The sequence below is a fragment of the Aquimarina macrocephali genome (genome assembly GCF_051627225.1).
Taxonomy (GTDB): domain Bacteria; phylum Bacteroidota; class Bacteroidia; order Flavobacteriales; family Flavobacteriaceae; genus Aquimarina; species Aquimarina macrocephali.
Map to the genome: position 1 here is coordinate 298,106 of NZ_CP151795.1, position 18,770 is coordinate 316,875.

16 protein-coding genes are annotated in these 18,770 nt (G+C 32.5%); 4 read left to right on the forward strand and 12 right to left on the reverse strand.

Features of this window, described 5'->3' with window-relative positions:
• Positions 1–23 precede the first annotated feature (23 nt).
• From AAFU52_RS01335 to AAFU52_RS01375, 9 genes are all read right to left on the reverse strand, one after another.
• On the reverse strand, positions 24–980 hold the full coding sequence (locus tag AAFU52_RS01335) for a DUF5712 family protein (RefSeq protein WP_438424873.1): 957 nt from the start codon (positions 978–980) through the stop codon (positions 24–26).
• Positions 977–1,339, reverse strand: a complete 363-nt coding sequence (locus AAFU52_RS01340) for a BfmA/BtgA family mobilization protein (protein ID WP_438424875.1) — start codon at positions 1,337–1,339, stop codon at positions 977–979. Before AAFU52_RS01340 ends, AAFU52_RS01335 begins: the two co-directional genes overlap by 4 nt.
• A 170-nt stretch (positions 1,340–1,509) precedes the next feature.
• Entirely contained in the window at positions 1,510–2,391 is an 882-nt protein-coding gene (locus AAFU52_RS01345) for a toprim domain-containing protein (protein WP_438424877.1), read from the reverse strand.
• Positions 2,392–2,573: 182 nt separating this feature from the next.
• On the reverse strand, positions 2,574–3,581 hold the full coding sequence (locus AAFU52_RS01350) for a replication initiation protein (RefSeq protein WP_438424879.1): 1,008 nt from the start codon (positions 3,579–3,581) through the stop codon (positions 2,574–2,576).
• Between the two features lie 85 nt (positions 3,582–3,666).
• Positions 3,667–3,939 carry a helix-turn-helix domain-containing protein gene (locus AAFU52_RS01355; RefSeq protein ID WP_438424881.1) on the reverse strand — a complete coding sequence of 91 codons (273 nt, stop codon included), beginning with the start codon at positions 3,937–3,939 and terminating at the stop codon, positions 3,667–3,669.
• 73 nt (positions 3,940–4,012) lie between these two features.
• A complete protein-coding gene (locus AAFU52_RS01360; protein WP_438424883.1) occupies positions 4,013–4,891 on the reverse strand; it encodes a hypothetical protein in 879 nt (292 codons plus the stop codon).
• A 4-nt stretch (positions 4,892–4,895) separates the two neighbouring features.
• Positions 4,896–6,140, reverse strand: coding sequence for a tyrosine-type recombinase/integrase (locus AAFU52_RS01365; protein ID WP_438424886.1), 1,245 nt, complete (start codon positions 6,138–6,140; stop codon positions 4,896–4,898).
• A 385-nt stretch (positions 6,141–6,525) separates the two neighbouring features.
• A complete protein-coding gene (locus AAFU52_RS01370; protein ID WP_438424888.1) occupies positions 6,526–6,846 on the reverse strand; it encodes a hypothetical protein in 321 nt (106 codons plus the stop codon).
• Positions 6,847–7,170: 324 nt separating this feature from the next.
• Complete coding sequence (locus tag AAFU52_RS01375; protein WP_438424891.1) at positions 7,171–7,872, reverse strand: DsbA family oxidoreductase; 702 nt, start codon at positions 7,870–7,872, stop codon at positions 7,171–7,173.
• 528 nt (positions 7,873–8,400) lie between these two features.
• Here AAFU52_RS01375 and AAFU52_RS01380 point away from each other — a divergent pair.
• Both AAFU52_RS01380 and AAFU52_RS01385 read left to right on the forward strand, forming a co-directional pair.
• The gene (locus AAFU52_RS01380) at positions 8,401–9,843 is read left to right on the forward strand and encodes a glycosyltransferase (protein WP_438424893.1); all 1,443 of its coding nucleotides are present in this window, start codon (positions 8,401–8,403) and stop codon (positions 9,841–9,843) included.
• Between the two features lie 297 nt (positions 9,844–10,140).
• Entirely contained in the window at positions 10,141–12,393 is a 2,253-nt protein-coding gene (locus AAFU52_RS01385; protein ID WP_438424896.1) for a S9 family peptidase, read from the forward strand.
• A gap of 108 nt (positions 12,394–12,501) precedes the next feature.
• Here the strand turns inward: AAFU52_RS01385 and AAFU52_RS01390 are convergent, their stop codons facing one another.
• Positions 12,502–13,800 (reverse strand): S28 family serine protease, encoded by a 1,299-nt coding sequence (locus AAFU52_RS01390; protein ID WP_438424899.1) that lies wholly within the window; start codon positions 13,798–13,800, stop codon positions 12,502–12,504.
• Positions 13,801–13,943: 143 nt separating this feature from the next.
• Between AAFU52_RS01390 and AAFU52_RS01395 the strand changes: the two genes are divergently transcribed.
• Positions 13,944–14,903: an ornithine cyclodeaminase family protein gene (locus AAFU52_RS01395; protein WP_438424901.1), complete on the forward strand. Its 960-nt coding sequence runs from the start codon at positions 13,944–13,946 to the stop codon at positions 14,901–14,903.
• Positions 14,896–15,960: a proline racemase family protein gene (locus tag AAFU52_RS01400; RefSeq protein WP_438424903.1), complete on the forward strand. Its 1,065-nt coding sequence runs from the start codon at positions 14,896–14,898 to the stop codon at positions 15,958–15,960. Before AAFU52_RS01395 ends, AAFU52_RS01400 begins: the two co-directional genes overlap by 8 nt.
• Positions 15,961–16,026: 66 nt before the next feature.
• On the opposite strand, the gene AAFU52_RS01405 is transcribed toward AAFU52_RS01400, so the two are convergent.
• Together AAFU52_RS01405 and AAFU52_RS01410 are read right to left on the reverse strand one after the other, a co-directional pair.
• Complete coding sequence (locus AAFU52_RS01405) at positions 16,027–17,247, reverse strand: M24 family metallopeptidase (RefSeq protein ID WP_438424905.1); 1,221 nt, start codon at positions 17,245–17,247, stop codon at positions 16,027–16,029.
• A 23-nt stretch (positions 17,248–17,270) separates the two neighbouring features.
• A complete protein-coding gene (locus AAFU52_RS01410; RefSeq protein ID WP_438424906.1) occupies positions 17,271–18,563 on the reverse strand; it encodes an aminopeptidase P N-terminal domain-containing protein in 1,293 nt (430 codons plus the stop codon).
• Between the last annotated feature and the right edge of the window lie 207 nt (positions 18,564–18,770).

Consider the following 18,770-nt stretch of genomic DNA (forward strand, 5'->3'; position numbering starts at 1 on the left):
TTTCTGTTGTTTTAGAGTTATAATTATATGCTCAATTCGTTGTTTTTCTGTTTTTCTATAACTGGTTTTATATTTTGTGAGAGGTTTTTATCATCTTTTAAATATGAGTTTCTAGAATCATATTGATTGATAAGTTCTTGCTGCAATTGTTGTTTTCGATTATTGTCTGATGTAAGTTTTATTTGGGAATTTTTAATAGGGTCTTTAGTAGCTTCAATTCGATATTCAACTTTTTCATTAAGCTCCCTTTTATAATTGAATGCTTTATCGAATATCGCTTCTGCTTTGATATTGAAAAGATTTCTATCAAACCCTCTTTGGGTTGGTACACCATTGGTAATACATTTTTTCTCTTTTCCTTTATCCTCGGTCATAGGAGATAATTTTAATTTCATATCCTTATCCTTTCTACTAACTATTACATGCACGTGAGAATTAAGTCCGGGTTTAATAGAGTTAGATTTAGCTAAACCACTTTTTACTTCTTGATCAGATCCTCGATATGTTCTTGAATGCTCTACTTTACCAAAATAGACTAATTGACTTCCATCATTTAGACCAGGTCTTTTTAAATGCATTGCGTATTCTGTCATAACTAGTTTTGAATATTCTTTTAAAACAGCTTCATATTGTTTTTGTTCTTTGTTTGTTAATTCCTGTATAGATTTGATATTTCTACCTGTCATATTCTTCAAAATATGCTGTTGTTCTTTTTGTGACGGCGCAATACTTATCCCATAAAACTTTGAAGCATTTCGTCCTAAGCCTTTCTTATTAGTATCTATAGCTTGTATTACATCATTCCTCATAATCCCATCATTTTCTTGTGAAAAAAAACCTGCTCTTGGCATAGGAAGTTCTCCTTTATCAAAGGCTTCCCTTTCCATTGCTAAATCCTCTTTTTCTAGATAATTTGCAAAAGCAGTACTAGACCCTTTATTACCATTAGACTTTTCTGATGTTTGAATTTTAATTATCATTTTTCATTAATTTTATTTACAATTGAATTCCCCAGTTTTGTTGCTAGTTCAATCATAAAATTTTTAGTAACTAAATCTTCATTTATAAGCTTTGAAAAGCTCTCTATTAGTAGATCTTGTTTTCTAATTAAAGGGTTCAGTTTATCCTTTTCCTGTGTCTTGATAAATGATATTAATTGTGACTTAAGTTTGACAATTTCTTTAGTTGCGTTTGTAGGCTCTCTTGGATCTAAATCTGTTTTTTTAAAGTATAAAATAAAAGCCTCTATCAGTTCTGTTTTTGATAAGTTATATCGTTTACAAAAGACATTTAGATCATTAAAATCACTTTCATATATTCTTATTGTTTTATACTTCATTATGCTATACTTTATGCATTAATCATTACTATTCATAGGGTCTCTAGGTGATTATGCAATTCGATCGCATAATTCCAAATAAACCAATCTTAAGTAAATATCTGAAAATCAGTTTTTTAGCCTCGCAGAGCAAGGTTGGACGGATCTCTGATACCGTCCCACCTTGCTTACTACGTAACCTTATTTTTTTCTTTATATACTAGATAATCATTCAGGTCATTATGCTCATGAAAAAGTAGATTACAAACCATAACTTTTACATGGTTTTTCATTAACAAAGTTGTCGCTTTTTTACCTGCATCGTCATTATCCAAAAAGGTATATACAGAAGAATACTCTTTGATTAATGGCACTATTTCTTTTGCTAAAGAAACTGAGTTTAAGATGATGTAATCCTTAACAAAATTTCCAGAATCAAACAAAGTGAGATGAGAAAGGAAATCAATAAAACCTTCGAATACGAATACTATATTAGAGCCATTTTTTATGGTTGTAATATTCTTATTTCCAATACAACCTTTAAAATATTTGTTCCTCAATTCATAACCTTTATGATCATTTCTAAAAGCTATAGAAAAAAATGGCTTGCCATTCATTTTGTAATAAATTTCATAACAATATTGAATAGCTGCTTTCAAGTTTATTTTTCGAGTTTTTAAATAATCTAAAAGGGCTTCATTTTGGAGTTCTCCGATTTTCAAAATTTTATAAGAGGAAGCTTCCTTTTCTCCAACTACGGGATGAAAAGGGTTTGGCTGCTGAAAAGAAAAAAGAGCTTTTTCGTCACTCAAAAAAGTTAAGGCTTCAACAACAGAACAGTTTTTTATTTTGGAAACTAAGTCGATCACGTTACCACCAGATCCTTCGCTATGATCATACCACCTGTTGAGTTTTATATCAACTTTAAAAGACAGTGTCTTCTCGTTTCTGAAAGGCGAAAAGTATAAAGCTGATTTTGCGTTTATTTTTGCAGGCTTATATGCTAGTCTCGTCATCGTGTCAATTATTGACACATTACGTGCGTTTTGGCAATTTAATTTTTCTTTTTTCATCAGCATTTTTATTTTTTGTTACTACTTGTTATATTTATTATAGGTTAACCTTATTGTACTGTTGCTACACCCCTTATGTTTACAGGTGTTTCCAGACTTAAATCACACCAATTGACTAAACATATTTTTCTTATTCACACCAATTGACTAAACAAATCACACCAAATGACTAAATGAGCGCTCTAATTCACACTTACCTTTAACTGAGTGTGATTTTTGTTTTTCACCTTTGTTATTACTCCCATTTCTGGGAGTATCACTTTCAATAATAAGTTGCAGATATCTGCTTTGGTTTTAGATCCAGATGCAAACTCATCATCTAATCTTATGAATCGTGAATATGCTTTATCTAGATTTCCAGAAGTAGCTAATGATTCGGAATAGATTAGTGCTTTATCATCTATATAATTAGGGAAGCATCTATTCAAAAAACTATACACACTTGCATAATGTTCTTCTCTAACTCCGTAGTATTCATTTTTAGAAGAAGTATTCCGATGAATTTTAATTGATATATCTGTGTAGCTTCTGCTTGCTCCTGCTTTTTTTAAAGAATATGTGAAAAATAAGTCTGCTTTTTGTTTTAATTCTTTTTCTGCAACATTTAATACCTTGTTTCTTAAGTGAGCAATTTGTTTATATTTATCTGAAATGGATAAATATTTTTTCAACTCTTTAATGGTGCATGAATATCCTCCTTTATCACTCCATCTACAGCATAATTCATATAGAGACTTTGAATAGGTAGAGCTTAGGCTAATTGCTATTGTTTTTTGAAATGAAGTAAATCCTCCGCCTAAATAACAAAAGAACCTACAGGCTGATGGAGGGATGAAAAAAGTTATATATTGAGATTTTGGAATAAAATCAGCACTTGCTACTAATGCAGTTATACTTTCTGCAATCTGCTCAGAATCTTTTCCTTTAATCGAAATGTTATAATTATAATCGACAGGTTTTGAAATTAAACCTTTGATCGCTTTTTTTACTCTTGAGTAATTATTGTTTTTATCTATTTTTTTTAACTCAATAGTAATTTCTTGTTCTTTATATTCCTGAAATCGATTCATAGACATATTTTTTTGAAGCTCATCAATAATATTATAAAGGATGTTCTTTTCTAGTGCAGAAAGCTCATATCGAGCTGTTGATACATGATTTGGTTGTTTTATGTAAACCTTTTTCTTCAAGCTGCTTATTATCTATTGTTTGGTTTGCCAAAGTCTCGGTTATTTTCACCGTATTGGAGAAGTTTTCTTTTGAATAAAAATTAGGTTATCGTTTATATCGAAGTGATTTCACTTCATCTAACGAGTTGTAAAGTTCTGTATGAGCAATGAGGATCCTAGAACCTATTTTCCTAGCCTGAATAGTTCCTTTTTCGATATGATTTCGAATAGTTTGGGTGTCTACTTTGAAGATTTCAGCAGCTTCTTTTACTGTATATAAGTTATCGGATTTATCTTCTTTAGGACGATTAATTAAATAATTGAGGGAGTTATTAATTTTTCCTAGTTCTCCGAGTAACGTATCAAATGGGTTTTCCATATTACACTGTTTTTTTTATAGTTCAACAGTGCAAATGAATGGTAAGGTTTTGGTGAGTAATATTACTGTAATATTACTTTTCTTTATATTCTGTTATAAGTTTCTCTAAATATGACCGAGCTTTATCATATTCTAAAGGAATTGATTCTTTTGCTTTAATTATTTCCTTAACATGCATTTTTAGGTACACTTCGTCGATTTGAAAACAAGCATTAACTCTTCTAAATTCTGTTCCAAAAGATTTTGGTGTTGGCAAATTTTCCAATTCTGCAATTTTAATATAAAAATCTTCCTCATCCTTATAATCGAATAGTTTATCATGATTTTTTAATCTAATAGATAACCATTTAATAGCTATTACTCTAAGAATAGCCAGTTCTCCTTTTTTTTTCCTTCCAGGCTTTAATTTCCTTTTTTGGTTGAAATCATTAGAAGTATTTTTTTCATTGCATACCTCTTTTTCATCAGTACAATTAGGCATCTCTTTTAAGACTTTTTTCAGATGCGAGATTAGCACAAACTTAGGTATATCTGTTCTTAGATTATCTGGAAAATTCTCAATAAGTTTCTTTTTGATTTTTGATTTTTCAGTTCTAAACCTTTCTTCATACAACAGTTTAATAATTTTAGAAAATGGAAACTCTTGAGTAAAAGCATGTGTTTTTTGGTATACTAAAGCACCTAGTTTTGTGACCTCACTATCGTTAAAAGAATTAATTAATTCTTCGATGTTTCTTTTTAGTTCCTCGTCGCTTAGGTTTTTCACATCATTGTTTAGATATTTTCCAGAAGCATAATCTATTGTTAAATCATAATGTTCCTGATAGAATGAATAGTATTTATCAAATAGTTTTTGAAGACTGGATACACTGTTTAGTTCAAACACATTCTTCACCGAGATAAAGAATGTATCTGTCGTAACCTTTTTAAATATTTCTGTCTCTAAGTTCATATTCTTAGTTAAATACATTATTCATATACGTTATTTTATCCTCATCTGTAGGTTTATAATATAAGTTTAGCATTTCGATACTAGAATGCCCTGTATAACTCATAATTACCTTATCAGGAATACCTTCATTTTTCAGAATTGTAATAAAGGATCTTCTGGCTGTATGGCTCGTAATTCGATTATACAAAAGATCCGTAGTTTCTACTATATTCTTTCCGTAACGCATTGTCTTTTTGATAGGCTCGTCATATTCCATAAGCTTAAAAAGATCCTTTATATAGTCGTTAAATTTTTGATTGGAAATCTTAGGGAGATCGTAATTATACTTCTCTAGAATTGAGTTAGAATATTTATTTAAAGGAACAGATAAACTTTTGCTACTATCCTTTACGTCAACAACATTTATTGAATCATTATAGATATCTTCTTTTCTTATTCTAGAGTAATTCCCAAACCGAAAACCCGTAGTAGCACCGAGAACAAATAGATCTCGTATTTTTGCCAACTTGGGATTATTTTTGAGGTCGAAATTATATATCTCCTCAATTTGTTTTTTTGTTAAAGAAATCTCTTGAGTATTATATCTTTTTACTTTGGCGAAATCTTGAAAATTCAAATTATAAGTGTAGTTATTCTTAACAGACCAAAACATAAATGTTTTAAACAAACCAACATTCCTACTTAATGTATTTGCAGAATGTTTTTTTATCTCTGTACAAAATTTCAAAAATCGATTATAAAAATCATCGTTGATTTTTGAAAATGATAATACCGCTTTAGTGTGTTCTTGAAATTCTATGAGTAAGTTTTTATTACACTTGTACCGCTTCAAAGTTGAATTACTAATAGCTTTATCTCCCTGGTCTTCAGTTTTACTTTTCAGGAATAAATCATAAACTTTTATAAAGTCTGATTCTGTTTGACTTGATTTCTCAAACTCCTTATTAAACTCATTCCTTAAAATATCTATCGTCAATTCTTCACCAATAGTTTTGTACCTAGCATAAACAGAATTAAATGTGTCCTTATACCGATTTAACTGTTTATTTATTGATCTCTTTATCTCAGCAACAGTACCCTTACCATTTAGCTTTAGAGGCTGATGGTTTTTAAAATCCCAATCATCAGGGTTTATAGATTCACCTGTAGAATATATAAATGATTTTTTCAAATCTTTGAAATACGTCCTGAAATAAATCAAGGTTGGTTTATCCGATTTAGGATGCTTAAGTTTGAAGGTGGATTTCAACAGGTGCTATTTTAGGTGCTAGTTTTGTTATATTTAAATACTATTATCAAATATAAATGAACTATATGAATTATCCTAATAACTGTATTCTATAGCTTATCGGTATCTTTAAGTAAAATATTAACAAATAGGTTCGAATCCCTCCGACTCCACTACAAACCTGCCAAACGGCAGGTTTTTGTGTATCCGGGGGATTCGGCCAATGCATCAGCTGGCTCTTTCGCTGCAAATGTCCTGAGGACATTTACTAATCGCTACAGCCCTCTCAGACTCCACAGAAACACCTGAAGCCTCTTTTTTTAAAGAGGTTTCTTTTTTAACCCAAAAGTAAATAGGAAAGTAATTATTGTTTCATTATTTTTTTAAATTCAAACAAATATACTTTCTACTTATCCATTAGTATAATGTCATTATTTAAACTAGACCAGTACTCTAAGGAATGAATAGATGAAGTTGAATTCAGGTTTTTAATTTTAAATACCTTTTTTAATCGATACTCTACTCCGTTTAGTATCATTTCTTTTTCATTACTTTTTTCATTTTCAAAATGAGTCATCTGCATTATAATGTATTTTTCTTTCTCTATATGTAAGAACGATAAATCACCTTCTCTATAAAATTTAGATACATTTACCTGTGTCTTTCCCTCTTGGCTATAACCACATAAGGATATTAAAAGAATAAATACTATAATTAGGTTTCTCATTTGTTTATTGAACTTTAGTTTTTTAATTTTTTTCTATAAATTTCTACTCAATCATGAAAATATAAAAAATCCCATAATTCTGATTCATTTATTATAGTTTTATTCGGTCCCTTCTCATTTTTTTCTAATACCTGCGTTTCTCCCTCATAAAAGTGGAATCTCAAAACCCTTTCCTATTAAATCATTAATCATTTGTGGTTTTGCTTCTTCCTGATACAGCATAGATCCATCAATTTTAACCTGTGTATCTTTATCAGAATCTCAAATTACTTTTATTGCTTTTTCTAAATTTTTTGCTTCCATTTTTTTGATGAATAAATAACATTAATTACAATTACCGTCTAGATCACACGTATCTCCTTTTGTTATTTCTAAAGCTGGATTTTCTTTTTGATACTCACTCCATGCTTTTTCCATTACTTGTAAAAATGCTTCTGGAGATTGAGCCCCAGAAATCCCATATTTATTATTCAAAACAAAAAACGGCACTCCGTTTACTCCAATATTCTTAGCCTCCATCTGATCTTGTCTTACATGGTATATATATTCGTCAGAAGCCAACATTTTTGCTGTTTCTTCTTTATCCATTCCTATAGAACCTGCCAAATCTGCCAGATATATTATATCGTCTATATTTTTACCTTCTACCAAATATGCACTCAACAAGGCCTCGCCTATAGTTTCTGCATAACCTTTGGTTTTTGCAAAGTGAATCAACCTATGCGCATTAAGAGAATTTGCAGTTATCGCGTTTTCTATATGAAAATCTAACCCTACTTCTTTTGCCATTTGTGTTGCATTGCCAAATAATTGCTCTGCGCTTTGTCTCCCCATCCCCTTTATATCTGCATAATAATCTATAGTACCTATATGAGGTTGTGTTTTTAAATCTGGATCTAACTCAAAGCTTTTCCATTCCACTATTACATTATCTTTATGAGCAAAACGCTCCAATGCTGTTTCGAATTTCTTTTTTCCGATATAACAAAAAGGACATCTAATATCCGACCAAATACTAATTTTCATTATGTTTCTAATTTAATTTCATAGAATAAAGTCATTTTGACTTTATTTAATACAGTAATAAATCGAATTAACCATTTTATAACGCATAAAACAATCAAAACCAACACTATACCTAACACTTAATAAACAAAGATATAATAGTAAAAGAAATAATTATATATAAACTTGTGACAAAATATAGCTTAAAATCTTCACTGTATCTTTTGCCTTGTTGGACAGAAGTAAGCTTTAAATATCTTTCCATTTTTTACACTGTTTGTGTAAACCTATTTCAGGACAAGACACTTTCTACCCCCACTTATACAAGTCCCCTCTGGTACTTATATAAGTGGGGCCGGATGCCTTTTTGCTGATAAAAGCACACATATCACATTTAATTTTATGCAATAATGACGTATAAATACACACTTGTGTGTAAGATTTCCACATCCAAAAAATTAGAACAACCGCCTAAACACTTGTTATTCAAACCCTATCCAAAATGGCATCAATGTTGTTTTCTCTCACGAGTAATTTAAGGAAACATTCATGAAGCAATCAACATCTTGCGAATCTTTGGAAACATCAATATCTATAAATAAATCCCCTAATATTCTAGAAAAATTTATTTCAAATGTATCATCACCTCTCATTCTAATAGCAACATTTCTATTGATATTTGGTGGTGTATCCTTATTTTACTTTCTACAACCTTATTTTGAAAAAGTGTATTTAGAAAGAATGAATACTGCCTGGGGAATCCCCTTGATGATCACTGGTATCATGCTACTTACAGTTAAGATTAGTTTTTTAATTTATTTGCTGTTTTTATATCTACGTTACAAGGCCATTAAACCAGTATCGTATGAAAAATTACCCTCGTGTACAGTTATAGTACCCGCTTATAATGAAGGAGAATTGGTTTATAAAACTTTAATTAGTCTTGCCGAAAGTGATTATCCGAAAGAAAAATTACAGTTAATTTCTATTGATGATGGAAGTCAGGATAATACCTGGCAATGGATGCAAAAAGCTAAAGAAGTATTAGGCGATCGTGTTTCAATATACCAACAACCCAAAAACAAAGGAAAAAGGCATGCATTATACCGTGGATTCAATTTAGCCACAGGAGAAGTATTCATAACTGTTGATAGTGATTCTATAGTTAAAAAAGATACATTGCGTCTTATGGCAAGTCCTTTTGTTGTAAATAAAGAGTGTGGAGCTGTAGCCGGAAATGTACGCGTATTGAACAGAGAAAAAGCTGTAATTCCACGTATGCTAAATGTAAGTTTCGCCTTTAGTTTCGAATTTATACGTTCTGCACAAAGTAGATTAGGTTCGGTATTATGCACACCAGGCGCTTTATCTGCTTATCGTAGAGAGGCGGTCTTCAATTGTCTTCAAGACTGGATTAATCAAACTTTTATGGGAGAAGTTTCGAAAATCGGTGAGGATCGAGCTATGACTAATATGATTTTGAAGCAAGGGTATAAAGTATTTTTTCAACGTGAAGCATACGTTTATACCAACACTCCAGAGCGCTACAAAAACCTATCTAAAATGTTTATCCGCTGGGAGAGAAGTAACATTCGAGAGAATATTGCTATGAGTAAATTTGCCTTTACAAATTTTAGAAAAGGGACTAAAATTGGTACCAGAGTACTACTCTTAAACCAATGGTTAAAAATGATAGCTGCATATCCAGCTATGCTGTTAATGTTATTTTTCATAGGTACATATCCATTATTATTCTTTAGTTCTACATTGGTAAGCATACTAGTTTTTTCGAGTATACAAGCTTTATTTTATGCCAGAAAGCATACTATATCAGAGTCTTTCTGGGCGTATCCATATAGTGTTTTTTATGCCTTTACTTTATTTTGGATTACCCCTTATGCAATAGCTACAGCTGGTAGAAGTGGTTGGTTGACACGAGACTTAAACGAAGAGGAATTAAAGAAACAACAGATCGTTGTTGCATCATCTTAATCTATTTTAGGTAACGTATCTATAATAGAATCAAACCTTTAACAAAGCTACAGTAACACTTAGTAATTATCCTTTTGACTTAAGTCAAAGTGATTTTTTAAAAGGATTCTTATATGCTGAAGTTAAGTTGAATCAAAAAACAGAGTATTATTTTCTCATATTTTTTAACAAAACAGCATCAAAAAAGGTAATATAGTATCACATTTAGCTAACTTATTGTATCAAATCAATTAGATATCACTATATCTTTGAGAAATCACCAAATTAGATATCTCTTTAAAATTAAACTTCCGGTTAATGATACATTATAATACGATCAAAAAGATTTGCTGCATATTCTTTGTTATACTAAATGTAAGCATCTTACCTGCTCAACAATCAAAACTTTCACTAGAACAAATCTTCAGTAGTAATACTTTTTCTTTAGAGCGATCAAAAACCTTAAAATGGTTCGAAGGAGGAGATTCATATACTACTTTGGTAGCTTCTTCAGAAAACAAAGGCTATTATGATATTATTAAAACAGATACCAAAACAGGAGAGCAAAGTATTTTAATCCCAGCTAAATGGATGATTCCTGAAGGAAAAAACACTCCATTATCTATAGAGAATTATATCTGGTCTACCGATAAAAGTAAAGTCTTATTATTCACAAACTCTTCGAGAGTATGGAGATATAACACCAAAGGAGATTATTGGGTATTACACTTAAAAACAAAAAAACTGACCAAACTGGGCGGTGCAAAGGCAAAATCATCTTCGCTTATGTTTGCCAAGTTTTCACCAGATGGAAATAAGGTAGGGTATGTAAGAGAGCACAATATTTATATCGAATCACTAACCGATGGAAATGTCACTGCATTAACAACAGACGGAACAGATAAGATCATTAACGGAACTTTTGATTGGGCATATGAAGAAGAATTCTCATGTAGAGATGGTTTTAAGTGGAGTCCCGATGGTAGTAAGATTGCATACTGGAGAATCAACGCCAGTAAGATTAAGAATTTTCTTATGATCAATACTACAGATTCTATCTATTCGTATACGATACCAGTACAATATCCTAAAGCAGGAGAAAAACCGTCTGAAGCAAAAGTTGGAGTAGTTAATGCATCTGGAGGATCCACAACCTGGATGAAACTATCAGGAGATGCCGGCAATCAATATATTCCCAGGATGATTTGGAAACCAGATTCTAAATCATTGCTTCTGCAACACCTCAACAGAGCACAAAATCATAATAAAGTAACACTCTGCAATGCTCTGGATGGGAATACTCAGATAATTTATGAAGATAAAGAGACTGCTTGGTTAGAAGCAGTAGATGATTTTAAATATCTAGACGATGCCAGTACATTTACCTGGGTAAGTGAAAAAAGTGGATGGAAAGCTCTTTACCTTGTTAAAAATGGTAATGAAACCCAAGTATCTCCTACCGATTCAGATATGATTAATATTGAATTAATCGATGAAAAAAACGGATGGTTATACTATATGGCAAGTCCAGAAAATGCTACACAAAGATATCTGTATAGAACTAAGCTTAATAAAAAAGGAAAAGCAGAAAGATTATCGCCAAAAGATCAACCGGGAACGCATCGATATCGTATTGCTCCAAACGGAAAATTTGCTCAGCATACCTATTCTAAATCTGGCCTTCCTCCTACTACAGATATTATTTCTTTACCCGATCACAAAGTGATTAAAACTTTAGTTTCTAACCAAAAACTAAAAAAACAAATAGCAGCTATAGATCGCAATCCACAAGAGTTTTTTAAGATCTCATTAGATGATGGCACATCACTAGATGCCTATATGATCAAACCTATAGGGTTTGATCCATCAAAAAAATATCCTGTGTTATTTCATGTATATGGTGAGCCTTGGTCACAAACTGTATTAGATTCCTGGGGTGGAAGTAACTATTTATGGCATACAATGTTATCCCAGCAAGGGTATATTGTAATGAGTATTGATAACCGAGGGACTCCTGGTCCTAAGGGAAGAGAATGGAGAAAATGTGTGTATGGACAAATTGGTGTTCTTTCCTCTTCAGATCAAGCTCAAGGAACAAAAAAAATCATTGAAATGTTTGATTTTGTAGATCCAGATCGTATTGGTATCTGGGGATGGAGCGGTGGTGGTTCTATGACCCTTAATGCTTTATTTAGGTATCCCGAAATTTATAAAATGGGAATGGCAGTAGCTCCGGTATCCGATCAAAGATTATATGACAATATCTATCAGGAACGATACTCGGGAATCCCACAACTCATGCCCGAAAGTTATGAAAAAGGATCCCCGGTTAATTTTGCCAAAAATCTTAAAGGAGATTTATTATTGATACACGGCACAGGAGATGATAATGTTCATTATCAAAGTATAGAAGTACTGGCTAATGAGCTTATTCGTCATAATAAAATATTCTCTATGGTATCGTATCCTAATCGATCTCATGGTATATATGAAGGAAAAAACACCTCTAGACATTTACGAGAAACACTAACCCATTATCTTAAGACAAATTTACCAGGCGGAGGAAAATAGAGCTTTGAATTTCAGATTTTAAAAATGTATTAAATCCATCATCAGTTATTAATTTTAAGCCTGTAGTATAAAATATATTACAGGCTTAAAATTTGTTGCAAAAATAGCTTAGTTACCTTTTGACAACCATGCTTGTAACTTCTCATAGATTTTTCTCTGATCTTCTTTTGAGAAATTTTTAATTCTAGTACTATGACTCCCCATAGGAAATACCATTTTTAAAGCATTTACATGAGATTTTGGACTAGGTGAACAAGCTCCCCACGGGTCATATTCTCCATAAATATAAATGATATGATCGCCTTCATTCTCTACATAATCTCTAACTTTTTTAATATAATTTTGATCATAAGTCATAGGAATATTTTTTGGAGCAAATCTCATATTAGTTGGCTGTTTTACTACTCTAATTAAATCCTGTACAGGAGCACTATCAAATCCATAATATCCAAGTTCTACCATATGTTGATAATAAGAAGGTAATAAATCATGATATGTTTTATCATTATAGAAGCTGATTCCTACCACTTTATTAAGATAGGTAAACAAGGTGGCAGCGTCGGCATGCCCATCAGGAATTTCATCACACTTTCCTCCCCATTGCCAAAATGAAAAAGGAAATTCTAATACTGCATATTCAAGAGCCTCCTCTGGTGATACTTTTGTAAAACTCATTTTCTTTTTTCTGGAATGCTGATCAATTTCCTTCAAAAGAGCCTCTCTTCGAGTCAACAATAATCGTTGAAAATTAGTGACCTTAGTTCTGCACTCTTTGGTTCCAACAGTATTAATATGTTGTTGTGTTCTTGGATCTTCACGAGTATTGATCAAAGGAGCAACATAAGAAACAGCAACATCCATATCTTTTGGGTACTGCGATTTATAGATCAATACCGTCTCTCCTCCTTTACTTATCCCTGTAGAAATCCATTTGTTTGTATATATTTTTTTTAGCTTCATAACCAGAAGATGATAATCCTGAATTGCCTGATCATTGGTCAGGTACTCCCATGGAATTGGATTAGGCCTTGATTTTCCATAAAATCGATATTCTACCATAACCTGGTTTGCTTTTAGCAAGGTGCTCAATTCATATGTTCTGTGTTTTGCAGAATATCCTTCGGTAACTAATACTGTGGGTTGCGAATAATCAGAATGTGATACATATACATAATGATCAAAAGTTCCTGCATCTGGATTATTATGATCTAATGGCTGTTTTAATATCAACCGATACGATTCTGTAAAATGATCATTCACCTTTATTTCACTTATCTCTGCAGTAGGGAATACATTCTTTAATTTTTGTTCAAAGGATATCTCGGTAGCAGATGGCAATGAACTTTTACAAGAAAAAAGAGAAAGACTAACAAGAAGTAGTAATACTATATACTTAGCTCGATTCATAAAATGAATAGTTTTTAATATTTTAAAGATAGCCTAAAAGAGTATTGACTTAGTGATACTATATTACCTAAGAATAATATCATTTTAATAACATTTGAGTTAGTATGTCATTACGAATTGGGATTTGTTTACATTTATAATCTATGGATACAATTGTTCAGGTCAATACCGATTTTATTGAAAACAACACTAATTTTAATGAGCTAATTGCCGAATTAAAAGACAAATTTGCGTCAAATTCTATTCTGGTGCCCATGCGTCATCATCATGATTTTCCGAATCCAGTGGTTCAGGAAGACTCTACTTTACTATTGATGCCAGCCTGGAATCCTGGTAAAGAGGCAGGAGTTAAGGTTGTAACGGTAAGTCCAGAAAATGGTCAGTTTGATCTACCTTCGATCCAAGGGACATATTTATATATGGATGCCATCAAGGGTACCATAAAAGCTATAATGGAAGCAAAAAGTTTAACCGTAAAACGAACAGCTTCTGCATCTGCCTTGGCATCATCGTATTTATCTAAAACTGATGCTTCTTCCTTATTAATGATTGGAACTGGAGCACTCTCTACGAATCTAATTAAAGCCCACGCCAGTGTAAGGCCCATTAAAACAGTTTATATCTGGGGAAGGAATTATGAAAAAGCTAAAAAAATATCAACCGAATTAGAAGAAGAAGATTTTGAAATTCATGCTATACATGCAATAGAAGAAAAAATTTCTGAAGTAGATATTATATCCTGCGCAACATTATCCAAAACTCCTTTGGTTTTGGGTAAATACTTAAAAACCGGACAGCATGTAGATTTGGTTGGAGCTTACAAAAAAGATATGCGTGAAGCTGATAATGAAAGTATAAAAAAAGCGACTGTCTTTGTGGATACTTTTCAGGGAGGACTTAAAGAAAGTGGAGACATTGTTATCCCTCTTAAAGAAGGTATCCTAAAAGAAGATGATATCGCAGCTGATTTATTCGAACTCTGCTCTAAGGCTAAGCAAGGAAGAACCAGTGATAGTGAAATAACTATTTTTAAATCTGTAGGACATGCCCTCGAAGATTTAGCAGCAGCTACTTATTACTATAATAAATACACACATGAGTAAAACATATCAAAATATCCTAAGAAATATTGATTTTGATCCAAAAGAAGATTGGTTGCAAATCAAAACAATTGATATGCATACAGGAGGAGAACCCCTTAGGGTTATTGTTGATGGTTTTCCCGAACTGAAAGGAAATTCGGTATTAGAATACAGAAGATATTGTAAAGAGCATTATGATCATTTGCGTACCTCACTTATGTTTGAACCTCGTGGTCATGCCGATATGTATGGATGTATCTTACTACCGCCTAATGATGATGATGGGGATTTTGGTATCATGTTTATACACAATGAAGGATATAGCACCATGTGCGGTCATGCTATTATTGCGATTTCTACATTGGCTGTAGAGATGAACTGGATCGATTATAATGAAGGAGATAATACCATAAAAATTGATGCTCCTTGTGGTCGAATCATTTCGTATGCACAAGTAAAAAATGGAAAAGTGACTGGGGTTCGTTTTCATTGCGTTCCCAGTTTTGTAGTTGGATTGGATAGAAAAGTAAAGGTAGATGGTATAGGAGAAGTAATTTATGATCTAGCATACGGAGGAGCTTTTTATGCATATGTAGATATGGCTAAAAACAACTTTGATTTTGATTTGACTTCAAATTCATATAGAATATTGATTTCCAAAGGAATGGATATAAAACATGCCGTAATGGAGCAAGATTCTAATATTTTACATCCTTACGAAGAAGATCTTAGTTTTTTATACGGTACCATTTTTATTGGAGATTCTACAAAAGAAAATATTGACAGTAGAAATGTATGCATTTTTGCTGAAGGAGAAGTCGATCGGTGTCCTACGGGATCAGGGGTTTCTGGTAGAATGGCAATACACAAAATGAGAAATGAAATACAGTATGGAGATACGATGACTATAGAAAGTATCACAGATTCTGTATTTAAGGGTTCTGTTATTTCTGAAGAAGAGTACGGCCCTTATAAAGCGGTAATACCACAGGTTGAAGGAACAGCGCACATTACAGGAATGCATACTTTTATGATTGATCCCGATGATCCTATGAAAAACGGATTCATTTTTAGGTAACAAACAAAACTATCCCAAAGTATCATCGATAATACTTTGGGATAGTTTTGTTTGTCCTGTATCTGTTTACAGAGATATACCAAAAGGATCTTCAATTGAATGCGCAGGTTGCGTAAACCATTTTGGCCCTTCGTTGGTCATATAGATATGATCTTCTAATCTAATACCAAACTCATCCGGTACACAGATCATAGGTTCATTACTAAAACACATTCCAGATGTAAGAATCGCCTCTTCATGTCTCGCTATATATGGCCATTCATGGATATCTAATCCGATTCCGTGGCCGGTGCGGTGAGGCAATCCCGGTAATTTATAATCAGGCCCTAGACCTTTGGTTTCTAATGTTTTTCTTGAAGCATCATCTATTACAGAACATGGTTTTCCTAATTGAGCAGCAGCAAACGCAGAGAGTTGAGTTTCTTTCTCAAGATTCCATATCTTACGCTGTAACTCATTGATTTCACCATACACATATGTTCGGGTAATATCTGAAATATAATCATGCAAGACACATCCTGTATCTACAAGTACTACTTCGTTTTGCTCAAGGTTTTTTGGTGTTTTTACGCCATGGGGGAAAGAGGAATCTACACCAAATAATACGATACAAAAGTATGATCCCGAAGGAATACCGTATCGTTTATGAGCTTCATTAATAAAACCAGTAACTTCTTTAGCACTAATTCCAGGTTTCAATATTCTTGCTGCAGCTTTTTGCACTTCCATAGTAATATCCATAGCAGTTTGCATGATGGCAATTTCTGCTTCAGATTTTATCATTCTACAACCTGCTGTAATCGGTTTTGCATTAATCAAATGATAAATGGATTGTTCTTTTAGGATTCCATCAATAATAAAAAAGGGTGTTGCTTCATCCATAGCCACATCCTTACCACTAATATTTTTCTTTTTAAGAATATTCACAAATAAGGTATATGGACTTTCATGTTCTTCCCAGCAATGAACAGGGCCTTTTATTGACATGAAATCCAAAATAGTTCCTTCTTCAAACTTAGGACCTATATAATGTACTTCACCATCAGGAAATAGTAATGCTCCGACCATTCGCTCACTCGGATTCCATCGCATTCCTGTAAAGTAAAATAGATTTGTTCCTGCATGCAGATATACTACAGGAATTTCCTGCTTTTCCATAAGATTACAAGCTTTATGTATTCTGGCTTGAAATTCTTCTTTTTGAATGGGTTTGGCAAGATGAGCTTTTGGCTGTATAGCATTTAATTCTTTTTCGATAGTAGAACCACCTATTCCTAATGCATTCATAATTTATAATTTTGTAATTAATACTATACCGTCATCAACTTTTCAATTTCTTCAATTTCTATAGGCATAGCTTGTGTGAGATTTATGTTTCCGGTTTCTGTAATGAGGTAATCATTCTCGAGGCGACAACCTATTCCTTCTTCAGGAATATAGATGCCGGGCTCGCAAGTAAGTACCATCCCTGATTCTAAGGCTCTAGAGTACAAACCTACATCGTGAACATCTAATCCAAGATGATGTGCTGTACCATGCATAAAATACTTTTTATACAAAGGTTTATCCGGGTTTTGAGCAGCAATTTCAGAAGCATCAAGTAATCTGATTTTAATAAGTTGCTCTTCGACTAAACTGGCCATTTGTTTTTCATAATCTGCTGGTGTAACTCCCGGCTTAAGTAACTTACTTCCTTCTTTTAAACAATAAAGAACCGCAGAATATACTTCTTTTTGTCGATCTGAAAATTTACCATTTACAGGAATACAACGTGTCGTATCACTATTATAATTACCATAGCAAACTCCAAAATCCAGCAGTATCATATCACCATCCTGGCAGGTATTATCATTGGTATTATAATGTAATGCACAAGCATTTTTTCCTGAAGCTACAATAGGTTTAAAAGCATGTCTTGTTCCTCCATTTTTAAGAAGTGCATATGTTAATTCTGCTTCTAATTCATACTCTTTGCAGTTTGGCTTTACTGTTTTGAGCACCCTGTAAAAACCTTCGATACTAATATCTGCAGCTTTTTGTATCAGTGCTACTTCTTCATTTGATTTAATAGGACGTAAGGCTCTTGTAATTTTGGCGGCTCGATGATACTGATGCAAAGGATATTTTTCTTTACACCAGTTAATCATTCGATCCTGTTGTGTTTGTTTGTTATATGTAATTCGCTTTATGTGCTCGTTATGTCCTAAATAAAAACCATCTGCTTCGAAGGCCATTAATTGAAGTGTTTTTTCAAAATCGTGTAGCCATTCTATACGTTTTATCCCAGAAATCTGATACGCTTCTTCTTTGGTTAATTTTTCACCATCCCAGATCTTAATATGTTCATTAGTTTCTTTTATGAACAAAATTTCTCTGTTTTCTGGCTTATAAGCATCTGGATATAATACCAATATTGTTTCTTCCTGATCTATTCCTGACAAATAAAATAAATCATTGTTTTGAGCAAACCCCATGACATCATCTGCATTGGTATGCTTGATATCATTAGACGTGAGAATAGTTATCGTATTCTCCCTGGTTTTGGAAGCAAAATTATTTCGGTTCTGTATAAAAACGGTATTTGGTAAGTTTTCGTAACGCATATTAGAAATTCTATCAGAATAAAATGATTAATAGTTATTTTCCAGTTGCCCCCTCTTCTCATTTGGTTGTTAAAGGAACAGCCGTCAATTTATAAGTTGTTTTACTCATTTCATTCTATTTCCTGTTTTTTTTGTAAACAAAATGCATTTCTACGCCCTATTCTCTCATAAGTTTAGACCAAAAGGATATGATAAAGAACCATACCC

Coding starts and splice junctions, on each gene's coding strand:
- AAFU52_RS01400 (WP_438424903.1), top strand. CDS start 14,896: ATGAGTAAAACATATCAAAATATCCTAAGAAATATTGATTTTGATCCA.
- AAFU52_RS01385 (WP_438424896.1), top strand. CDS start 10,141: ATGATACATTATAATACGATCAAAAAGATTTGCTGCATATTCTTTGTT.
- AAFU52_RS01340 (WP_438424875.1), bottom strand. CDS start 1,339: ATGAAGTATAAAACAATAAGAATATATGAAAGTGATTTTAATGATCTA.
- AAFU52_RS01375 (WP_438424891.1), bottom strand. CDS start 7,872: ATGAAAATTAGTATTTGGTCGGATATTAGATGTCCTTTTTGTTATATC.
- AAFU52_RS01370 (WP_438424888.1), bottom strand. CDS start 6,846: ATGAGAAACCTAATTATAGTATTTATTCTTTTAATATCCTTATGTGGT.
- AAFU52_RS01410 (WP_438424906.1), bottom strand. CDS start 18,563: ATGCGTTACGAAAACTTACCAAATACCGTTTTTATACAGAACCGAAAT.
- AAFU52_RS01355 (WP_438424881.1), bottom strand. CDS start 3,939: ATGGAAAACCCATTTGATACGTTACTCGGAGAACTAGGAAAAATTAAT.
- AAFU52_RS01335 (WP_438424873.1), bottom strand. CDS start 980: ATGATAATTAAAATTCAAACATCAGAAAAGTCTAATGGTAATAAAGGG.
- AAFU52_RS01405 (WP_438424905.1), bottom strand. CDS start 17,247: ATGAATGCATTAGGAATAGGTGGTTCTACTATCGAAAAAGAATTAAAT.
- AAFU52_RS01380 (WP_438424893.1), top strand. CDS start 8,401: ATGAAGCAATCAACATCTTGCGAATCTTTGGAAACATCAATATCTATA.
- AAFU52_RS01360 (WP_438424883.1), bottom strand. CDS start 4,891: ATGAACTTAGAGACAGAAATATTTAAAAAGGTTACGACAGATACATTC.
- AAFU52_RS01395 (WP_438424901.1), top strand. CDS start 13,944: ATGGATACAATTGTTCAGGTCAATACCGATTTTATTGAAAACAACACT.
- AAFU52_RS01390 (WP_438424899.1), bottom strand. CDS start 13,800: ATGAATCGAGCTAAGTATATAGTATTACTACTTCTTGTTAGTCTTTCT.
- AAFU52_RS01345 (WP_438424877.1), bottom strand. CDS start 2,391: ATGAAAAAAGAAAAATTAAATTGCCAAAACGCACGTAATGTGTCAATA.